General features: G+C 56.4%; 14 protein-coding genes. 3 read left to right on the plus strand and 11 right to left on the minus strand.

Annotated elements, in window-relative coordinates:
- The first annotated feature begins 29 nt into the window (after nt 1-29).
- Nucleotides 30-419 (plus strand): hypothetical protein, encoded by a 390-nt coding sequence (locus ACP7A4_RS11845; protein WP_059762152.1) that lies wholly within the window; start codon nt 30-32, stop codon nt 417-419.
- Nucleotides 420-514: 95 nt separating this feature from the next.
- The gene (locus ACP7A4_RS11850) at nt 515-751 is read left to right on the plus strand and encodes a DUF2789 domain-containing protein (protein WP_426246987.1); all 237 of its coding nucleotides are present in this window, start codon (nt 515-517) and stop codon (nt 749-751) included.
- Here ACP7A4_RS11850 and ACP7A4_RS11855 read toward each other — a convergent pair.
- The 4 genes from ACP7A4_RS11855 to ACP7A4_RS11870 all read right to left on the minus strand — a co-directional run bounded on the left by ACP7A4_RS11855 (nt 748) and on the right by ACP7A4_RS11870 (nt 3,018).
- Nucleotides 748-957: a hypothetical protein gene (locus tag ACP7A4_RS11855; RefSeq protein WP_203303552.1), complete on the minus strand. Its 210-nt coding sequence runs from the start codon at nt 955-957 to the stop codon at nt 748-750. The genes ACP7A4_RS11850 and ACP7A4_RS11855 overlap by 4 nt on opposite strands.
- Nucleotides 958-1,083: 126 nt before the next feature.
- Nucleotides 1,084-1,716, minus strand: a complete 633-nt coding sequence (locus ACP7A4_RS11860) for a hypothetical protein (RefSeq protein ID WP_426246989.1) — start codon at nt 1,714-1,716, stop codon at nt 1,084-1,086.
- Nucleotides 1,717-1,722: 6 nt separating this feature from the next.
- Nucleotides 1,723-2,430, minus strand: coding sequence for a phospholipase effector Tle1 domain-containing protein (locus ACP7A4_RS11865; RefSeq protein ID WP_426246991.1), 708 nt, complete (start codon nt 2,428-2,430; stop codon nt 1,723-1,725).
- 183 nt (nt 2,431-2,613) lie between these two features.
- On the minus strand, nt 2,614-3,018 hold the full coding sequence (locus tag ACP7A4_RS11870) for a TraR/DksA family transcriptional regulator (RefSeq protein WP_047274833.1): 405 nt from the start codon (nt 3,016-3,018) through the stop codon (nt 2,614-2,616).
- A 400-nt stretch (nt 3,019-3,418) separates the two neighbouring features.
- Between ACP7A4_RS11870 and ACP7A4_RS11875 the strand changes: the two genes are divergently transcribed.
- The gene (locus ACP7A4_RS11875) at nt 3,419-7,279 is read left to right on the plus strand and encodes a hypothetical protein (RefSeq protein ID WP_426246993.1); all 3,861 of its coding nucleotides are present in this window, start codon (nt 3,419-3,421) and stop codon (nt 7,277-7,279) included.
- 54 nt (nt 7,280-7,333) lie between these two features.
- On the opposite strand, the gene ACP7A4_RS11880 is transcribed toward ACP7A4_RS11875, so the two are convergent.
- The 7 genes from ACP7A4_RS11880 to ACP7A4_RS11910 form a co-directional block, all read right to left on the minus strand.
- Nucleotides 7,334-8,356 (minus strand): ABC transporter permease, encoded by a 1,023-nt coding sequence (locus ACP7A4_RS11880; protein WP_059762147.1) that lies wholly within the window; start codon nt 8,354-8,356, stop codon nt 7,334-7,336.
- 62 nt (nt 8,357-8,418) lie between these two features.
- Complete coding sequence (locus tag ACP7A4_RS11885) at nt 8,419-9,984, minus strand: sugar ABC transporter ATP-binding protein (protein ID WP_203303549.1); 1,566 nt, start codon at nt 9,982-9,984, stop codon at nt 8,419-8,421.
- A 92-nt stretch (nt 9,985-10,076) separates the two neighbouring features.
- Nucleotides 10,077-11,003: a sugar ABC transporter substrate-binding protein gene (locus ACP7A4_RS11890; protein ID WP_203303548.1), complete on the minus strand. Its 927-nt coding sequence runs from the start codon at nt 11,001-11,003 to the stop codon at nt 10,077-10,079.
- A gap of 131 nt (nt 11,004-11,134) precedes the next feature.
- Nucleotides 11,135-12,163, minus strand: coding sequence for a Gfo/Idh/MocA family protein (locus tag ACP7A4_RS11895; RefSeq protein ID WP_426246996.1), 1,029 nt, complete (start codon nt 12,161-12,163; stop codon nt 11,135-11,137).
- A gap of 81 nt (nt 12,164-12,244) precedes the next feature.
- Nucleotides 12,245-13,270, minus strand: a complete 1,026-nt coding sequence (locus ACP7A4_RS11900) for a Gfo/Idh/MocA family protein (RefSeq protein WP_203303546.1) — start codon at nt 13,268-13,270, stop codon at nt 12,245-12,247.
- 38 nt (nt 13,271-13,308) lie between these two features.
- Nucleotides 13,309-15,246, minus strand: coding sequence for a 3D-(3,5/4)-trihydroxycyclohexane-1,2-dione acylhydrolase (decyclizing) (iolD, locus tag ACP7A4_RS11905; protein WP_203303545.1), 1,938 nt, complete (start codon nt 15,244-15,246; stop codon nt 13,309-13,311).
- Nucleotides 15,247-15,294: 48 nt separating this feature from the next.
- On the minus strand, nt 15,295-16,797 hold the full coding sequence (locus tag ACP7A4_RS11910; RefSeq protein WP_426246999.1) for a CoA-acylating methylmalonate-semialdehyde dehydrogenase: 1,503 nt from the start codon (nt 16,795-16,797) through the stop codon (nt 15,295-15,297).
- Nucleotides 16,798-16,809: the final 12 nt, after the last annotated feature.

Genomic DNA, 16,809 nt, shown 5'->3' on the forward strand with positions numbered 1-16,809 from the left:
AGGTGAGTAACGGTTTAAGAGCATCACTGATGATTACCTTGAATATTGACACTCGCCTTGCGGTCAGCCCCTCGCTGACGACCGGTAAACCCGCCAGCGACTCAAGCCTGGTGCAACTGATGTCGCAAAACGAAACCGAGCCCGCCCCACGCTCCAGCGACGACCCGGTTGAAGCCCTCAAAAAACGCATCAAGCAACTTAAAAAACGCCTCGATCAACTCCAGCAGCAGCTGCGCCAAGCCAATGCACGCATGGCGGCGGTCAAAGCCGTGCGCTACCGCAGTGAAGAGGCCAGAATGTCGGCCATCATGAGTGCAAAAGGTCAGGTGGTCGCCCTCAACAGCGCAGTTTCCATCGCACTGAGCTCGCTCTTTCAAGCCGAAAAGGCACTGATTGGCAGTATCAACCTCTCAATTTGATCTGTGGTCTACAGTGATAACGCTTATCGGAGCGAACTCTTGAGGTTCTGTAGCCTCAGATAGCCTGTAACCCGTATTTACCTTTGGAGATGAGCATGGACGAGACACCCAAGACGCTGGAAAACCTGTTCAGTCAACTTGGCCTGAAGAGTGACGAACAATCAATTGAGATCTTCATCGCAGACCATCCGCTGGCCGAAGATGTGAAATTGGTCGAAGCGCCTTTCTGGTCACCCTCCCAAGCCAGCTTCTTGAAAGAGAAACTTCTTGAAGACGGCCCTTGGGCGCTGGTTGTCGACGAACTGAATGCACGCCTGCACACGTCGCGCTAAGCCCGACGCCGCATTGCCAAAGGGTTGGCGCTTAATTGCGCCAACCAGGCCGCCTGACATTCTTGTGCTTGCAGACGAGTGTCAAACGCCGTACCGCGCTGTTCTCCGTTAACCAATACCACCCAGCACACTTTCTGCCCGGCTTCGCGCATACCCTGTGGCACGCCGCTACCGATCATCACTGCAACATCGACTTGATAACTCATGAGGATCACTCCTGGCACTTAGTTAGCCTGCTAACGATGTCGGCCATCATAGTGACTAAATGCCGCAGGAAAAAGCTATGCCATGCATAGCTCAATTGCATGAGCGGTAACAATATCAACGCATGGTCACACCAAAACAGGTGCCTGCTGATCGTAAACCGGTCGCCCGCCTTCTTGTGGCAGGTTGAAAAAAACCTTGTCTACCACTCCCAACCCCTCGCCAATCGCCGCATTCCAGTTAGCTGACTGGTGGATGTAGCGTTGGCGCAGCAAACGCTCTTCATCGCTCCTCAACTCGATGTGTCCGGCCAGTGCCTGAGCACGGATCTTTGTCGCGATGGGCAAAAGCTCTTCAGGCAGTTGCGTGTCGGCGATACTTGAAAGCGGGTTGAAAGGCACGCCCTGTTCGCACGCCAACTGGTGCATGAGATGCAAATACACCCGTGACAGATGCCCATACACCCGGCGTTGCATATAAACCGCCGCCTGTACGCGTGTGATCGGGTCATCGCGACTGCCTGCCTGACCCGAGGCCGTATGGATCTCCAGTAGCGCCTGGGGGTCTGAGGGGTCCAACAGGTCGCGCGCTTGCCAGACCGGCAGTTGAGCGGCGGTGCTCTTCCATGCGTGGGTGAGCGTCAGCGGCGTGCTGGGATTAACCCGATTAGTCTCCCAGCGCGTCAGGTAAACCTGTTCCTGCATTTCAATCGGGTAACCACCCCCCACATCGGCATGCACACCGGGTACCGCAATGTCCAAGGGCCACTACGGAGCAATGCGGCTCAGGGCAAAATTGCGCCGTTGCTCATCCCGAGCGCTGAGTTGCACCACCTGTTTGGCGCTGTCCGGCCCCAGATAAAGATTAAGTCCAGGGTTGATGTCATCACTGATGTCACCCAAGTCCTTCAGCCCGCCCATGGCCGCTACCGTGTCAAACAACCCGATAAAACAGATTTCGCAGGTAAAGTCCGCCGCCAGCGCCAACAACGTATCCAAGCGTGTGGCATTGACGAGGTTGGCAAAATGTCGCGCCGCTGCTGCGCCACGGCTAAAGCCGAAAATATCCAACTGCACACCACTCAGGGAACGGGGTGGCACATTCAGCAGCGCACTGTGCAAGCATTGGAGCAACCGCGCATGCGCTTCTTGCGCTTTACCTATCACTCCGGTTCGGCCACGGCCATAAGTTTGAGCCGGAAAACGCGTATCCGCCTGCCCTGTCGTTGTCCCTATCCCGCTGATATAGAGCGCAGTGACCGCGTGGCCCTGGGCATTAAAAACCGGTTGTACCGGGTAAAGCTGGTAAAGCCTGGCGATGTTGGTCGGGACACCGGCATAACTGCTGGCGGGGTCAACCGGCAAGCCCTGAGCCTGTCGTGCCTGACCTGTCAGGCTGTTGAACTGGTTATTGGCTGTTCCATCAAAAAACACACCGACACGCAACACACGTCCCGTGTTGCTGAAATTGTTCATTCATCCTGCCCTCAAAAAATTCGGCCTCATGCCAAATCCACGCACCAATATAAGGGCGTGCAAATGCTGAAACCAGCGCAACGTCGGTCAGGAATATTCAGGGGTAAGCACGTCAGGAATCAGGGGTAAACCTGCGTGTGAAAAGCTACCGGGACCGCTTTGCGCGGCCCGGCAAGGTCAGGGTTAGGCCTGACGCTGATGCTTGTCGATTTGCTCGTGACGCTCTTGAGCTTCGATGCAGTACTTGGTAGTGGGGCTGATCAGCAGACGCTTGAGGCCAATCGCATCGCCACTGTCATCACACCAGCCAAAGCTGTCGTCCTTGATACGTTCCAGCGCTTGCTCCAATTGCGGCAGCATGCGTTGGTCGCGATCAATCGCGTTAACCAGCCAGGTACGCTCCTCTTCAACCGACGCCGCATCCGCAGGGTCGGCCGGGGTATCCAGGCTCTCGATTGCGATGCGATTCTGCTCAATACGCTCGTGGGTTTCGACCTTCATGTTTTGCAACAGCTCAGTGAAAAAAGCATGTTGCTCGGCATTCATGTAGTCATCCGCCGGCATGGCCAGCAACTTATCCTTTGTCATTGATTTCTCTATAAAAAATACGTGCATTAAGGCGAATTAGGGAGCGTCCTGACCGATCTTCATCCCAACCAGTTAGGTGCCATCTATTTCAAGCGCCACCCGGCACTCAATTTACGAGGGGCGGCAGTCTACGGCCGACTTATCGACTCAGCAACTGAAATGACAGCTATTTGTCCAGCAAAACCTGGAAAAAGACGAAAAACATGTCACGCAGGGGCTAATGGAGTGCGTTTATAGCAAGAAATTCAATGCCCCTTCAAAAAGAGCCGGGCACGGTGGACATAACTCCTCAACGATTTTCTGGGAACGATTTTCCTGACTAGCACTACACAGGATTCAACCGTCAGGTAGAGATTTTTTACTGAGACTGGCGAGTTAATCATCCAGTGAGTAACCCACAATGACCTTTGTACAAAGCCAGACAAGCGCGATTCACCCCACCCGTTCGATGGACACTGAACCTTCGGGCGCCGCAAAACAGTCTGTCCAACAGCCGACCTCCACACAAAGTGGATCATCCCAACGTGACAGTGTCCCCGATTCAATGCTGGCACTCACGTACAGCAACGCTCTGCAATGGAATGGTTCAGCCCGGGCCTCCAACGGTCGATCCATCAAGATCGATGTACCGCCAATGTCAACGTTTGGTCAGTTACGTCATCAGCTCTCCAGTGGATTCAAAAGCCCTGCGTTCTCTAAATGGCTTAAGGAAAACAACTTTACCGACAATCCAAAAGTCAGCATGAGGTCTGACGGCTCTGTAGTGATCCAGGATTGGAAGGGAGGTGAAGCACTCAAAAGCGTGCTGCTCACCAACGTGGTTCAGGCGCAGTCTGTCGTGAATGCATTGAAAACCCACCCCACAATTCCAGGAGGATTCAGCCCACTGCACTACGATCCCGATTCAGCCTCATTGGATGAAGTTGCCCAGTTCTACGGTGAAACCATTAGCAGCGATTTAGAGGTTAACAAACAACGCGCTGAAACGATTGCCAAGAATCTAGGTTTTCAAGAATCGCAGGACAAAACCGTGCCCCTTCATCGTCAGGATGACAAAGCGGAGCAAATGCCAAGTCCTCAGAATATTCAGTTAGGAGAGATGCTCAACCAGCGTACTTTGCTTACTGAATTAACCCGTATGGTGAATACCAAGACACTCGACCTGAACAAAACCATGGACATTGCGCCCAGCTCCCAGTTCACCCTCACAGGTAAATTCGCAGAGGATGAGACCGTGAGCGTTGCCCAGTTCATAACCGCCCATGGCTGGAAACTGCCTACAACCCAGGAAGAGTTGGCCAACCTGGCCTCCACGCTTAAAGAACCACCGCTACAAAGCCCTCCCCATGGCAATTTTGGCGGTGGTCTGAGCTGGCCTATCGCGCTAAACACGCAACAACAAGAAGAAGTTAGGTTGGAGACAAAAAAACTCTTAGAAAATCATCTACCGGGTTTTGAAAGGGTGCTTGTGAACACAAACATATTTGATTGTTTGACGGAAGATGAGCACTGGAGACAAGCCGATGTGAGTGATCCTCGCAGCGTGCTAGCACAAATAATCAATACACCTGAAGCCCGAGCCCGTGGGCTCCTTCTACAAAACAAATTTGAGGCGGCCCCGAGCGCCACAAGTATCGATGATTGGCTCTTGACCTCAATGGCCTTGGCCATTGAGGAAAAAGTCAATGATCCTTCACCGGGCAAGCATAAGATCGCGGGATACGATTTAAGCCAGTCGAGTCATTGGGGCAAACCCCTTTCTTCAATAAAAGAAGGCCTGACGCAACACCTGATTGACACGCAAAGTGTGCAGTTCGCAAACATGGCCCCCGTCGCAGCATTCATGCTCCTGTCACGCAAAGCGCCCGAGGTATTGGTCAAAGACATTCCTGACGGCGTGACCTACGGCTCGCATACCTGGGTTGCCTTCAAAACAGCCGTCGACCGCATCGAAGCTCAGGCGCCGGGCAAGACGTCGATGATGAATTTTGCACAAGTCATGTTGCATGCTGATAAACCGCCGATCACCGAAGCAGGTGAGCGGATTGAGGATATCGCTAAAGAAGAAGCGATCATCATCTGGGGGGTTTGCAATGGAATGGTCGGGAAAAAAGACCTGTATATGCCTGACGAAGTGGTGACTATCAAACACGCTTACAACGCACGCTTAAATCTGTTGATGGACGCAACCGACACCCGTAATCAGGCACTACCAGACAGAAAAGCAATGGCACTTGAGCAGCTGAGAAACATATACGGCAACAGCACGAACTTTGAGAAAAAAGTTATTTACCAGAGGCACATAAATCCGTCCATAGCTGGCGGCGGAGGGGAAAATGACTTTGCAGACGCCGGTCCTTATTCACTGCTCGATTTATGGGTGTCCGGCGAGTATGCCTCGCGTTTTAAAATCTGGCAGTCTAAGGACAGCAGCATTAGCGTAAACCCTATGATCGCCTCCACTCAACCCACCAACGCTACCGTGTATGAAAATAAACTCTCTGAACACGCGACAGCCCTCAGTCAGAGTATTGAAACACAAATAAAACTGGTCATCTCAAACCTGCCACTTGAAGATCGGAAAATAATAGAGCACGGTGAAATCAGCCTGTTTCGTCATATGGACGTCACCACGAACACTGCCAAAATACTCTCGCGTGTGCCCGATAAAAATAAACCGCTACTGCTTAACGTCAATCACAAAGGCGTCTATAGCACTTATGAAATAGACTTTCAGACAGGCAGTTTTGTAAAACGGCCTGAGCAGGGGAAAGTGAAAATTGTAACGCTAGTACCACCGCCCGGTGGGTACACCATGATTGATGTAAAAGCAACCGATGTTGCACAGATTATACTGGAGCCCAACACACCCGGCCTGACCCCCCTTCGGGAACGAAATAATGAAAGCCCGTTAAATAGTTTTGGCAGTGATCGAACCCAATTTATTGCCAGCGCCGTGTTAAAACACGCTGAAATTAAAGATGCCATCAAAGATGTGGAGGGCAGCACAACGACGTTCGACACTGAAAGACCGCCCACACGACAGGCATTGAAATTTTTCGCCCGAACCATCCCGTTGGTAACCAGCATCGAGAGTTTCATCAAGGGTGATAACACGGCGGGAATTAGGGATCTCGTCATGGATGTCTTAGGTTTTATTGTCCCTGGACTCCCAGCCGGCAAAGCAGCAAGCGCCGTGGCGAAAGGCCTCTCTACGACTTCGCGCGCTCTCATCATCGCCAGTAAAGTAGCCAAGGCAGTGTTGATAAGCGCCTCACCAACAGACCTGGCAACCGGTTTGGGAAGGTCGGTGATCTCCGCAGGCAAAGCGATCAGACATGTTGGAAACCTTGCCATCAATCTCCTGAAGAGAGGTGAGCACATCACGGACTTATTCAAACTGGCAAAAAACAGCGATATCGCACACGGCAGTATCAAATTAGCAAACAGGTCCGACGAGGTTATCCCTATAACCGCAAAGTTCGAACCCACGACGGGCAAATGGCACGCTTATGATGTGCCCAACCAAAAATCCTATGGCCCCCCGCTCGAGAACTTTCAGCCACAAACTTCCTCGGTAAGCCAAGTGCCTGGGTCAACGCCCACCTTACTTGATGCAGGTTTGTCCCAAGACAACGTGATTTTTATGGGCGGCAGGATGAAAGATCTACAACTCGTCGCTAGTGAGGTGCATACCTTCACGGACACTTACAAAGGGACGCAACGACTTAATATCGTGGCGCATGGCAACGGCGCGTCTACACTCGATAGATTCTTGGGCGAAGGGACCAAGGTGTGGATTGATGGCAAACCTTACGGCGTAGATAGTTTTATACAACTGCTGAAAAGCAAAGGCGTTGACCCCGCGAATTTCGACAATGTCCGACTGCTGATATGCCACGCGGGAGACGGTTATAAAGGTTTCGCATTTGCAGATCGCTTCCAGAAAGCCATCAGAAAACCCGTCAAAGCGTTCGAAGGACCCGTTGGACTGAAGTACGGTTCAACACTCATCACCGAAGATAAAAATAGATTGGTCAAAGAACACTTACATGCCAACCCAGGCAGCAGTCTGCAAAAAGCAGAATCAGAGGCTGAAAAAAAATTGAAGAAGATTTTTGTCGATAATTCCGTTTATCCCGGCGTCGACAAACGCCACGGGGAAATCGTCTCCATGGAAGTGGCGACTCTCGGGCAGCCTTCCAGGTCTCAAGACATGATGGTCAATTACGTCCCCCGCTATTTCAATCGTTATCACTAATACCCACCGCTGGGGTCGCCATCGTTTGATGAAGACCCCAAACTCTGCACCCCTTCAGCGCTTGAGTTTGCGCTTGTTACGGTACTGATCGATCACCACCGCCACCACAATAATCAGGCCTTTGATGATGTCCTGAATGTAAGCGTCGACGCCGACAAAGGTGAACCCGCTGGCCATAACGCCCAGGATCAGTGCGCCGATCACCGTGCCGGTGATCCGCCCGACCCCGCCCGCCAGACTGGTGCCGCCAATCACGGCTGCGGCGATTGCGTCCAGTTCATAAGACATACCCATGCCCGCCTGCCCGGTGGCAGCCCGGGCGGAGGCGACAACGCCCGCCAGCCCTGCCAACAAACCCGCAATGCTGTAGACGATGATCAAATGCCGTTTGACATTGATCCCCGAGGTGCGCGCCGCCTGCATGTTGCCGCCGATGGCGTAGGTGTATTTGCCGTATTTGGTGTAGCGCAGGGCGATGTGGAAGATCAGCGCCACCACCAGGAAAATAATCACCGGCATCGCGCCGTGGCCGATGGCCGTGTAGGAGTCTGAAAGCATGCTCACCGGCTGGCCTTCGGTGTAGTAACGCGCCAGACCACGGGCCGACACCATCATGCCGAGGGTAGCAATAAACGGCGGAATGCCGGTGATGGCAATGATGCTGCCGTTGATCGCGCCCGCCAGTAGCCCCACCCCCAGCCCCGCGACGACGGGTATCCACACCGGCAAGTCGGTCAATGACGGGAACACCGCACGGCTGAAGTCCGAAGTCTGCGCCAGGCTCGCGGCCACCATCGCCGAGAGTGCCAGCACCGAGCCGGATGACAGGTCAATGCCGGTGGTAATAATGACCTGGGTCACACCAATCGCCAGCAGCCCGATCACCGACACTTGCAAAATCATCAGTACCAGACGCTGAGAGTTCATCAAAAAGCTCTGATCGCGCACGATCCAGCCAAACACTTCAAACACCAGACCAATGCCGATCAGCACCAGAAAAATGCTCAGCTCGGTCGGAAACCGGCGACGGGACTTGGTCGAAGCCATGGCGGGTTTGTTTTCGGTTATTGCGTTCATGGACAGGTACCCTCTCACTCTGCTGTGCTACCGGCCCGGTTACAGCCAGCGCGCCGAAATGGTTAATGGATTGCGCCAATGCCCGACGCCAGTTGCATCACCCGCTCCTGAGTCGCCTCGCTGCGGTCCAGCGTGCCCATCTGCTCACCTTCATGCATGACCATGACCCGGTCACTCATGCCCAACACCTCAGGCAGTTCCGAGGAAATCATGATCACGGCCATGCCTTCGCTGGCGAGAAAGGAGATCAGGCGGTAAATCTCGACCTTGGCGCCGACGTCGATACCCCGGGTCGGCTCATCGAGAATCAGCAAACGCGGGTGGGTCATCAGCCACCGCGCAAGCAGGGCTTTTTGCTGGTTGCCGCCCGAGAGCGTGTCGATGCATTGTTCGAGTGAAGGGGTTTTGACCCGCAGCTTTTTGCACATGTCTTCGCACAGGGCACGCAGGGCTTTCTGCTGGATGAAGCCCTTGCCGACGTAATGCGGCAGGATCGCCATTTCCATGTTCTCCAGCACCGACAGGCACGGGAACAGTCCGGTCAACTTGCGGTCTTCAGTCAGCAGCGCAAAGCCCTTTTCAATCGCCATTTGGGGGCTGGAGACCCGCACTGGCTGACCGTCGAGTTGAATGTCACCGCCATCACTGGGGGTGATGCCAAAAAGCGTTTCAGCCACATTGGTGCGCCCCGACCCCATAAGCCCGGCGATGCCCAGGATCTCACCCGCATGCAAGTCGAATGAAACGCCTTTGAACACACCCTCCAGACGCAAATCACGCACCGACAGCAGCAACTCGCCCACCGGGTTTTCACGCACCGGAAACAACTGGGTCAGCTCACGGCCGACCATCATCGAGATCAGGCTGTCGCTGTCCATGCTATCGGCGCGTTGCAGGCCGATGTAGGTGCCGTCCCGAAACACCGCGACTTCATCGGCGATGGCAAACACTTCGTTCATTTTGTGGGTGATGTAAATGATGCCTTTGCCCTGCGCCTTGAGGTCGGCAATGATCGAAAACAGGTGAGTGACTTCTTTGTCGGTAATGGCCGATGTCGGCTCGTCCATGATCAGGATGTCCGAGTCGTACGACACCGCCTTGGCAATCTCGACCATCTGACGTTCGGCGATGCTCAGGTTGCCCACCAGCTCTTGCGGGTCGAGGTTGATGCGCAAGCGTTCGAGCAATTGCGCGGTACAGCGGAACATTTGCTTGTGGTCAATCATGCGCAGGCCATTGAGCTGCTCGCGACCGATCCAGATGTTCTCGGCAATGTTCATGTGCGGCATCAGGTTGAGTTCCTGATGGATCATTGCAATACCCGCTTGCAACGCGGCCAGCGGGCCGTTGAAGGTCACAGGCTTGCCGCGCAACCTTAACTCGCCCGCATCAGGCTGATAAATGCCTGCAATGATTTTCATCAGCGTGGATTTACCCGCGCCGTTTTCACCCATCAGTGCCAGCACGGAGCCTGGACGCACGCGCAGTTGCACGTCATCCAGTGCAATGACACCGGGAAACCCCTTGCTGACATTGACCACTTCCAACAGATACGGCGCAGCGGCCGTGAAGGCGGTGGGAGCAGGTGCCACAGCCCGGGTGCTTGATACAGTCGCTGACGCGAGCATAGTCAATACTCCTCAGATGCCCCGGTCAGTGGCCGAGACAGTGGGCAAGGCGCATGCCTCGCCACTTATTGTTGTTATGGATGAGTTGGCGACTACTTGAAGTCTTTGGCGTTGTCTTGGGTGATGAGCTGGAACGGCACCCAGACGGCTTGTTCAACCGGTTCTTTGTTGATCATTTTCATCGCCGTCTCGACTGAGCGGTAGGCTTGCTTTTTAGCGTCCTGAAACACCGACAGCACCAGCTCGCCCTTCTCCACCGCGCGTACGCCGTCCGGTGTGCCATCGACGCCCGCGATCAGCACACTGCCTTTAGCGACACCCGCCTGTTTGAGTGCCATGGCGGCACCGATGGCCATTTCGTCATTGTTGGAAACCACCGCGTCAAACTGACGGCCCTGGGTGATCCAGTCATTGGTCAGGGTCATGGCCTTGTCGCGCAACCAGATACCGGTTTGCTCTTGATCGACTTTGATCTCCGGGTACTTGGCCAGTACTTCTTTCACACCTTTGGTGCGGTTGATGGTGGAGTTATTGGCCAGATCCCCGAGCAGAATCACGATATCGCCCTTACCGCCCAGTTTGTCGGCCAGGTACTGCATCTGCATTCTCCCGGCTTCAAAATCATCGGAGGCGACAGTGGCAACGCCTTGGGGCAAGTTCTGATCGTCCGGGCGACGGTTGACGTATACCAGCGGGATACCGGCTTTAACGGCCGCCTCGGTGATGCGTTTGGTGGCAGCGGTGTCGACCGGGTTAACCACAATGGCATCGACTTTTTGACCGATGAAGCTTTCAACCTGGCTCAGTTGCTTGACCACATCAGCGCGCGCGTCTTCAAACTGCAACTGCACGCTTTCGGGGTAGGTTTTGGCTTTTTCGTTCATCGATTCACGCAAGTACGTGAGGTAGGTGTCATCGAACTGCGACATGCTCACGCCGATCTTGATGTCCGCCAGGGCAGCGCCGCTGGCGAACATCACGGACAGGGCAAGGGATGCGATACGTAGGCTGTGTTTCATTGCGGCAGTCTCCACATTCTTGTTGGTTTTATAGATGCGGTACTTGGTGTCGATTCACTGAAATCGACTCTATTGGAAAATAATTTCCATATCAACCTGTTTTAGAATTTTAAAGCGCAACATTTCTATTTTCATTCCGCGCCCAACGTGATCACTTCGCAAGTGCGTGCGCTGGTTCGCGCCGCGTCCAGCACACGCAAAGCCTGCAACACCTGCTGTGGCGCGACCGGCACCTGGCCAGTGCCTTGCACGGCGTCGATCATGCGTTGGTAAAAGCGCTGCCAGCCACCGTGCTCGGTGGGCACGCGCTCGCGTTCATCACCGTGCTCGAACCACCCCCAGCGGCGATGCTCTTCGGCGCCCCAGCGTTCGCCTTCGGTTTTGGGGGTACGCCCGGCAAGCACCGCCGCCTCCTGACCATCCAGCCCTTCAACGCTATAGCTACCCAAAGAGCCGCTGACGCGAAAACGCGGGCGCGGGCTGTTTTGCAGCACACTGGCGCCAAGGTGGGAGATCACGCCATTGTCATGGGTCAACGCCATAAAAAAGCTGTGATCGACCTCTGGATGCTCAGCGCTGTATGCCAGCTCGGCATACACCGAGGTCACCGGGCCAAACAGTTGCAGCGCCTGATCAACTTGGTGACTGCCCAGATCGCGCAGCACACCACCGCCACTGGCATTGCCCACCGACTCTGGCGAGAAGCGCTCGATGAACGACTCAAAGCGTGTGACGACGCCCAATGCACCCGCCTCAAGCAATTTGCGCACCGTGAGAAAGTCCGAGTCCCAGCGCCGGTTTTGATACACGCTCAACAGCACACCCTGGCGCAAGGCGGCGTCTATCATCAGTCGAGCGTGCCGGGTGTCGGCAGCAAAAGGCTTGTCACTGACCACCGCGATGCCCAGCTCGATGGCTTGCATGACCAGCTCGGGTCGCCCTTGCAACGGCGTGGATATGACTAACAGATCAACCCCCGCCTCGACTAACTGCGCCAGTGTGTCGAACGCCTTGACGCCCGGGTAATCGCTGGCCAGCTGTTGGCGTCGCTCGGCAGAACGCGTGACCACGCCAGCAAACGTCACACCCGCCAGGCTGGCGATCAAAGGGGCATGAAAAAAACGGCCACCGTGGCCAAAACCGACAAGTCCTATGCGCATGGCAACCTCTCCTTAAAAAACCGAACATGCCACCCGCAGGCGCTGGCGCAATCTGCACCAGCTCCTGCGGGGGATGGTTTGTTAGCCGTAAAAATGCGGGCGTGGCGCCAGTTCAACGTTCACAATCGCCCCGCTGCCCTGCGCTTCAATGCACGCATCCGCGGCAACGGCAGCCGCAAAGCCGTCCCAGGCCGATGGCCCACCCACCCGGCCTGCTCGCACGCCATCAATAAAGGCTTGCAACTCGACGTCGTAGGCCGCGATAAAGCGGTCTTTCCAGTCCATCAAAATCGCATTCGACAGCTTGGCGCCGCTGCGCAATTGCACCTGCGAAGGCTCTGGCAATTTGGCGATACCGGTCTCGCCCACCACTTCGCATTGAATGTCGTAGCCGTACTGACAATTGACGAACACTTCCACATCAATGCGCGTGCCTTTGGCGGTTTCAAGCAACACGATTTGCGGGTCGCGCAAATGGGCCAGGGCTTTGCTGGTTTTACGCGGGAAGACCACTTGCACCGACACAAAGTCGTCGTCGAGCAGCCAGCGCAACACATCCAGTTCATGGATCAGCGTGTCCGTGATGGCCATGTCGGTTTTGTAGTTTTCACCCACGCGCGGGTTGCGGTGCGCGCAGTGCAGCATCAGCGGTTCGCCAATCTGCCCGCTGTCGATCACGGCTTTGAGTGCCTGATAACCGGCGTCGTACGGGCGCATGAAGCCCACTTGCACCAAACGCCTGCCCTGCGCGATTTCAGCGTCGACGATGTTGCGGCAACCTGCTGCGGTGACCGCCAGGGGTTTTTCGCAAAACACCGGCTTGCCGGCCTTGATCGCGGCCAGCACAAACTCTTCGTGGCTCGGCCCCCAGGACGTCACTAACACCGCGTCCACTTCGGCGGCATTGATCAGCGCGTGACCATCCGGGTACACCTCGGCGGTCAGCCCCAGCTCAGCCACCACGTCGGCGGCCTGTTGCAGGTTGATATCCGTGACCGCAACTACCTGGCTATTGAGCAAGGTCCGGCTGCAACGGCGGATGTGATCGCGACCGATTGCGCCCGTACCAATGACGCCTAACTTCAACGCTTGGGTATTCAACGACATGTGCAGACTCCTGTTGGATGGATGAGCGCGCGTTGCAATCAATACTGCCGCGCATTGGCGAGCTGACGGTTGAGGTGCTCCGCGGCCTGGGCCGTACGGGCGCTGGTGGACACTTGCGCAACGCCCACGCGCCACCACGAGAGATAGCCGTGGATCATGGTTTTGGGCAGCACTTTGATGTCGATCAGCGTCGATACCGTTTGCACGCGCGCATCGGCCAGCGCCGCATCCAGTTGTTCAAGGGTGCTGACCTTGTAGGTCTTGCAGCCATACGCGGCCGCGCTCATGGCGAAGTCCACGGGCACCAGGGCGCCATCGAGCTTGCCGGTTTCAGGGTTACGGAACCGGAACTCGGTGCCGAAGCTGTCCATGCCGTTACCCATTTGCAGGTTGTTGATACAGCCGAAGGCCATGTTATCGAGCAGCACCACGTTGATTTTTTGCCGTTCCTGAATCGACGTTGCCAACTCGGAGTGCAGCATCATGTAAGAGCCATCACCGACAAAGGCGTACACCTCGCGCTTAGGCTCGGCCAGCTTGACCCCCAGCGCCGCGTTCACTTCATAGCCCATGCACGAGTAGCCATATTCCACGTGATAGGTATTCACCCCTTTGCTGCGCCATGCCCGCTGCAAGTCACCGGGCAAGCTGCCAGCGGCCGCCACAATAATTGCGTCGTCTGCCAGCGTGCGGTTGAGCACGCCCAGCACCTGGCTCTGGGTCAGGCAGGAACCTGTCAGCTCGATAAACTCGCGCAGCACGGCCGGGTCCATGTGGTCACTGATTTCAGGGGTGAAGTCCGGTTGCTGATAGTCGACCTGATACACCCGGTCGACTTCGGCCTGCAATTGCGCCCTGGCCTGTTGCGGCGCGTCGCCCCAGCCCGACCGATAGCCGCTCGCGGACAACGCCTGGCCCAGCGCTTCAAGCCCCGCCAGCGCATCGGCAATCAGTTGCACGCCATCGAGTTTGAGTGCGTCGCAGGGGCTGACGTTGAGGTTGAGAAACTCCACTTCGGGGTGCTGGAACAGCGACTTGGATGACGTGGTGAAGTCGGTGTAACGGGTGCCGATGCCAATGATCAGGTCCGCCTGGGGCGCCAGCAGGTTGGCCGCCAGGCAGCCGGTTTCCCCGATTCCGCCCATGTTCAGCGGGTGCGCCGAGACGATGGCACTCTTGCCGGCCTGGGTTTCGGCGAACGGGATAGCAAAACGTTCAGCAAACGCCTGCAAGGCCGCGTTGGCGCCCGCGTATTTGACCCCGCCGCCGCAGATGATCAACGGCGTGCGCTTGCGCTGCATCAGTGCCTGCGCATCTCCCAGCATCGCGGGTGTCGGCAAACGCCGGTCGATACGGTGCACGCGTTTTTGCAGGAAGTAATCGGGGTAATCATAAGCCTCAGCCTGCACGTCTTGGGGCAAGGCCAAGGTCACGGCGCCGGTTTCGGCTGGGTCGGTCAAGACGCGCATGGCGTGAATCGCGGCGCTCATCAATTGCTCGGGACGGTTGATCCGGTCCCAGTACTTACTCACCGCCTTGAACGCATCGTTGGTGCTGATGCTCAGGTCGTGGAACTGCTCGATCTGTTGCAACACCGGGTCAGGCTGACGGCTGGCGTACACATCGCCCGGCAGCAATAGCAGCGGAATCCGGTTAGCGGTGGCCGTGGCAGCCGCGGTGATCAGGTTGGCCGCCCCCGGTCCGACGGAGGCGGTGCAAGCGTAGATCTTGCGCCGCAGGTGTTGCTTGGCAAACCCGATGGCGGCGTGAGCCATGCCTTGTTCGTTACGGCCCTGATGCACCTGCAGATCACCGCTGTCCTGTTCCAGCGCCTGGCCCAGTCCCAGCACATTGCCGTGACCAAAAATCGTAAACACCCCGGCCACAAATTTGCTCTGGACCCCATCGACCTCCACGTATTGGTTGTCGAGAAATTTCACCAGAGCCTGGGCCATGGTCAGTCGTGTCGTACTCATGTCTGCACCCTTGAACATGCACAGCCGCTACACGCGCTGTGGCTGGAATTATTTGGCAGTGGGCATGCTGAACTCGGGGCCTTTGGCGATGCTGTCCGGCCAGCGCTGCATCACGCTTTTGTAACGGCTGTAAAAGCGCAGGCCCTCTTCGCCGTAGGCGTGGTGGTCGCCAAACAGTGAGCGCTTCCAGCCACCAAATGAGTGCCAGGCCATCGGCACCGGAATCGGTACGTTAATCCCCACCATCCCGACCTTGATCGTGCGCGCAAACGCCCGGGCCACACCGCCATCACGGGTGAAACAGGACACGCCATTGCCAAATTCGTGGGCATTGATCAGCGCCACGGCGCTGGCAAAGTCAGGCACCCGGACGATCCCCAGCACCGGGCCGAATATTTCCTGCTGGTAGATGCTCATTGCCGGGGTGACCCGGTCAAACAGCGTGGCTCCCACAAAAAAACCTCGCTCGGCGCCCGGAACTTCAAGCCCGCGTCCATCCACGACCAGGTGTGCGCCCTGGGCCACGCCCTGATCGATAAAGCCAATGACCTTGGCTTTGTGTTCGGCCGTTACCAACGGCCCCATTTCACTCTCAGGGTGCAGGCCGTTGCCCACTTTGAGCCGGTCAATGCGCGGCAGCAGCTTCTCGATCAGTTGATCAGCCACCTCGCCCACGGCCACGGCAATTGATATCGCCATGCAGCGTTCCCCGGCAGAACCGTAGGCGGCGCCCATCAGCGCGTCGGCGGCCTGATCGAGGTCGGCATCGGGCATCACGATCATGTGGTTTTTAGCCCCGCCCAGTGCCTGAACCCGTTTGCCGCGTGCAGTGCCCTGCTGGTAGATGTACTCGGCAATCGGGGTCGAACCCACAAAGGAAATGGCTTCAATGTCCGGGTGCTGTAGCAGCGCGTCGACCGCGCTTTTATCGCCTTGCACCACATTGAACACGCCATCGGGCAAACCTGCCTCGGTTAACAGGCGCGCCATCAACAGGCTGGCAGACGGGTCTCGCTCGGACGGTTTGAGAATGAAGCAATTGCCCGTCACCAGTGCCAGCGGAATCATCCACAGCGGCACCATCACCGGGAAGTTGAAGGGCGTGACGCCTGCGCATACACCCAATGGCTGGCGCAGGTTCCAATTGTCGATATCGCCGCCAATGTTGTCGCTGAAATCAGTTTTGAGCAGCGTCGGCGCACCGCACGCGTACTCAACGATTTCAATACCACGGGTCACTTCACCCTTGGCATCGGAAAACACCTTGCCGTGTTCGCGGCAAATGATCTGCGCCAACGCGTCGTGATGCTCGTCCAGCAGTTGCTTGAATTTGAACATGACCCGCGCACGCCGCAGCGACGACTGCTCGGCCCAGGCCGGAAATGCCTTGAGTGCGCTGGCCACGGCGGCATCCACGGTTTGCTGGCTGGCCAGCGCCACGTGCGCTTGCACGCTACCGGTGGCCGGGTTGAACACCTCGCGCAAACGCTCGCTGCCTGCGTCTTGAGCGTGGCCGTCAAGGTAATGGCCAATAATCGGGGTTGTGCTCATTGTTGTTGTGCT

This window comes from Pseudomonas sp. TWR3-1-1 (assembly GCF_049896545.1).
In the GTDB taxonomy this organism is placed as follows: domain Bacteria; phylum Pseudomonadota; class Gammaproteobacteria; order Pseudomonadales; family Pseudomonadaceae; genus Aquipseudomonas; species Aquipseudomonas weihenstephanensis.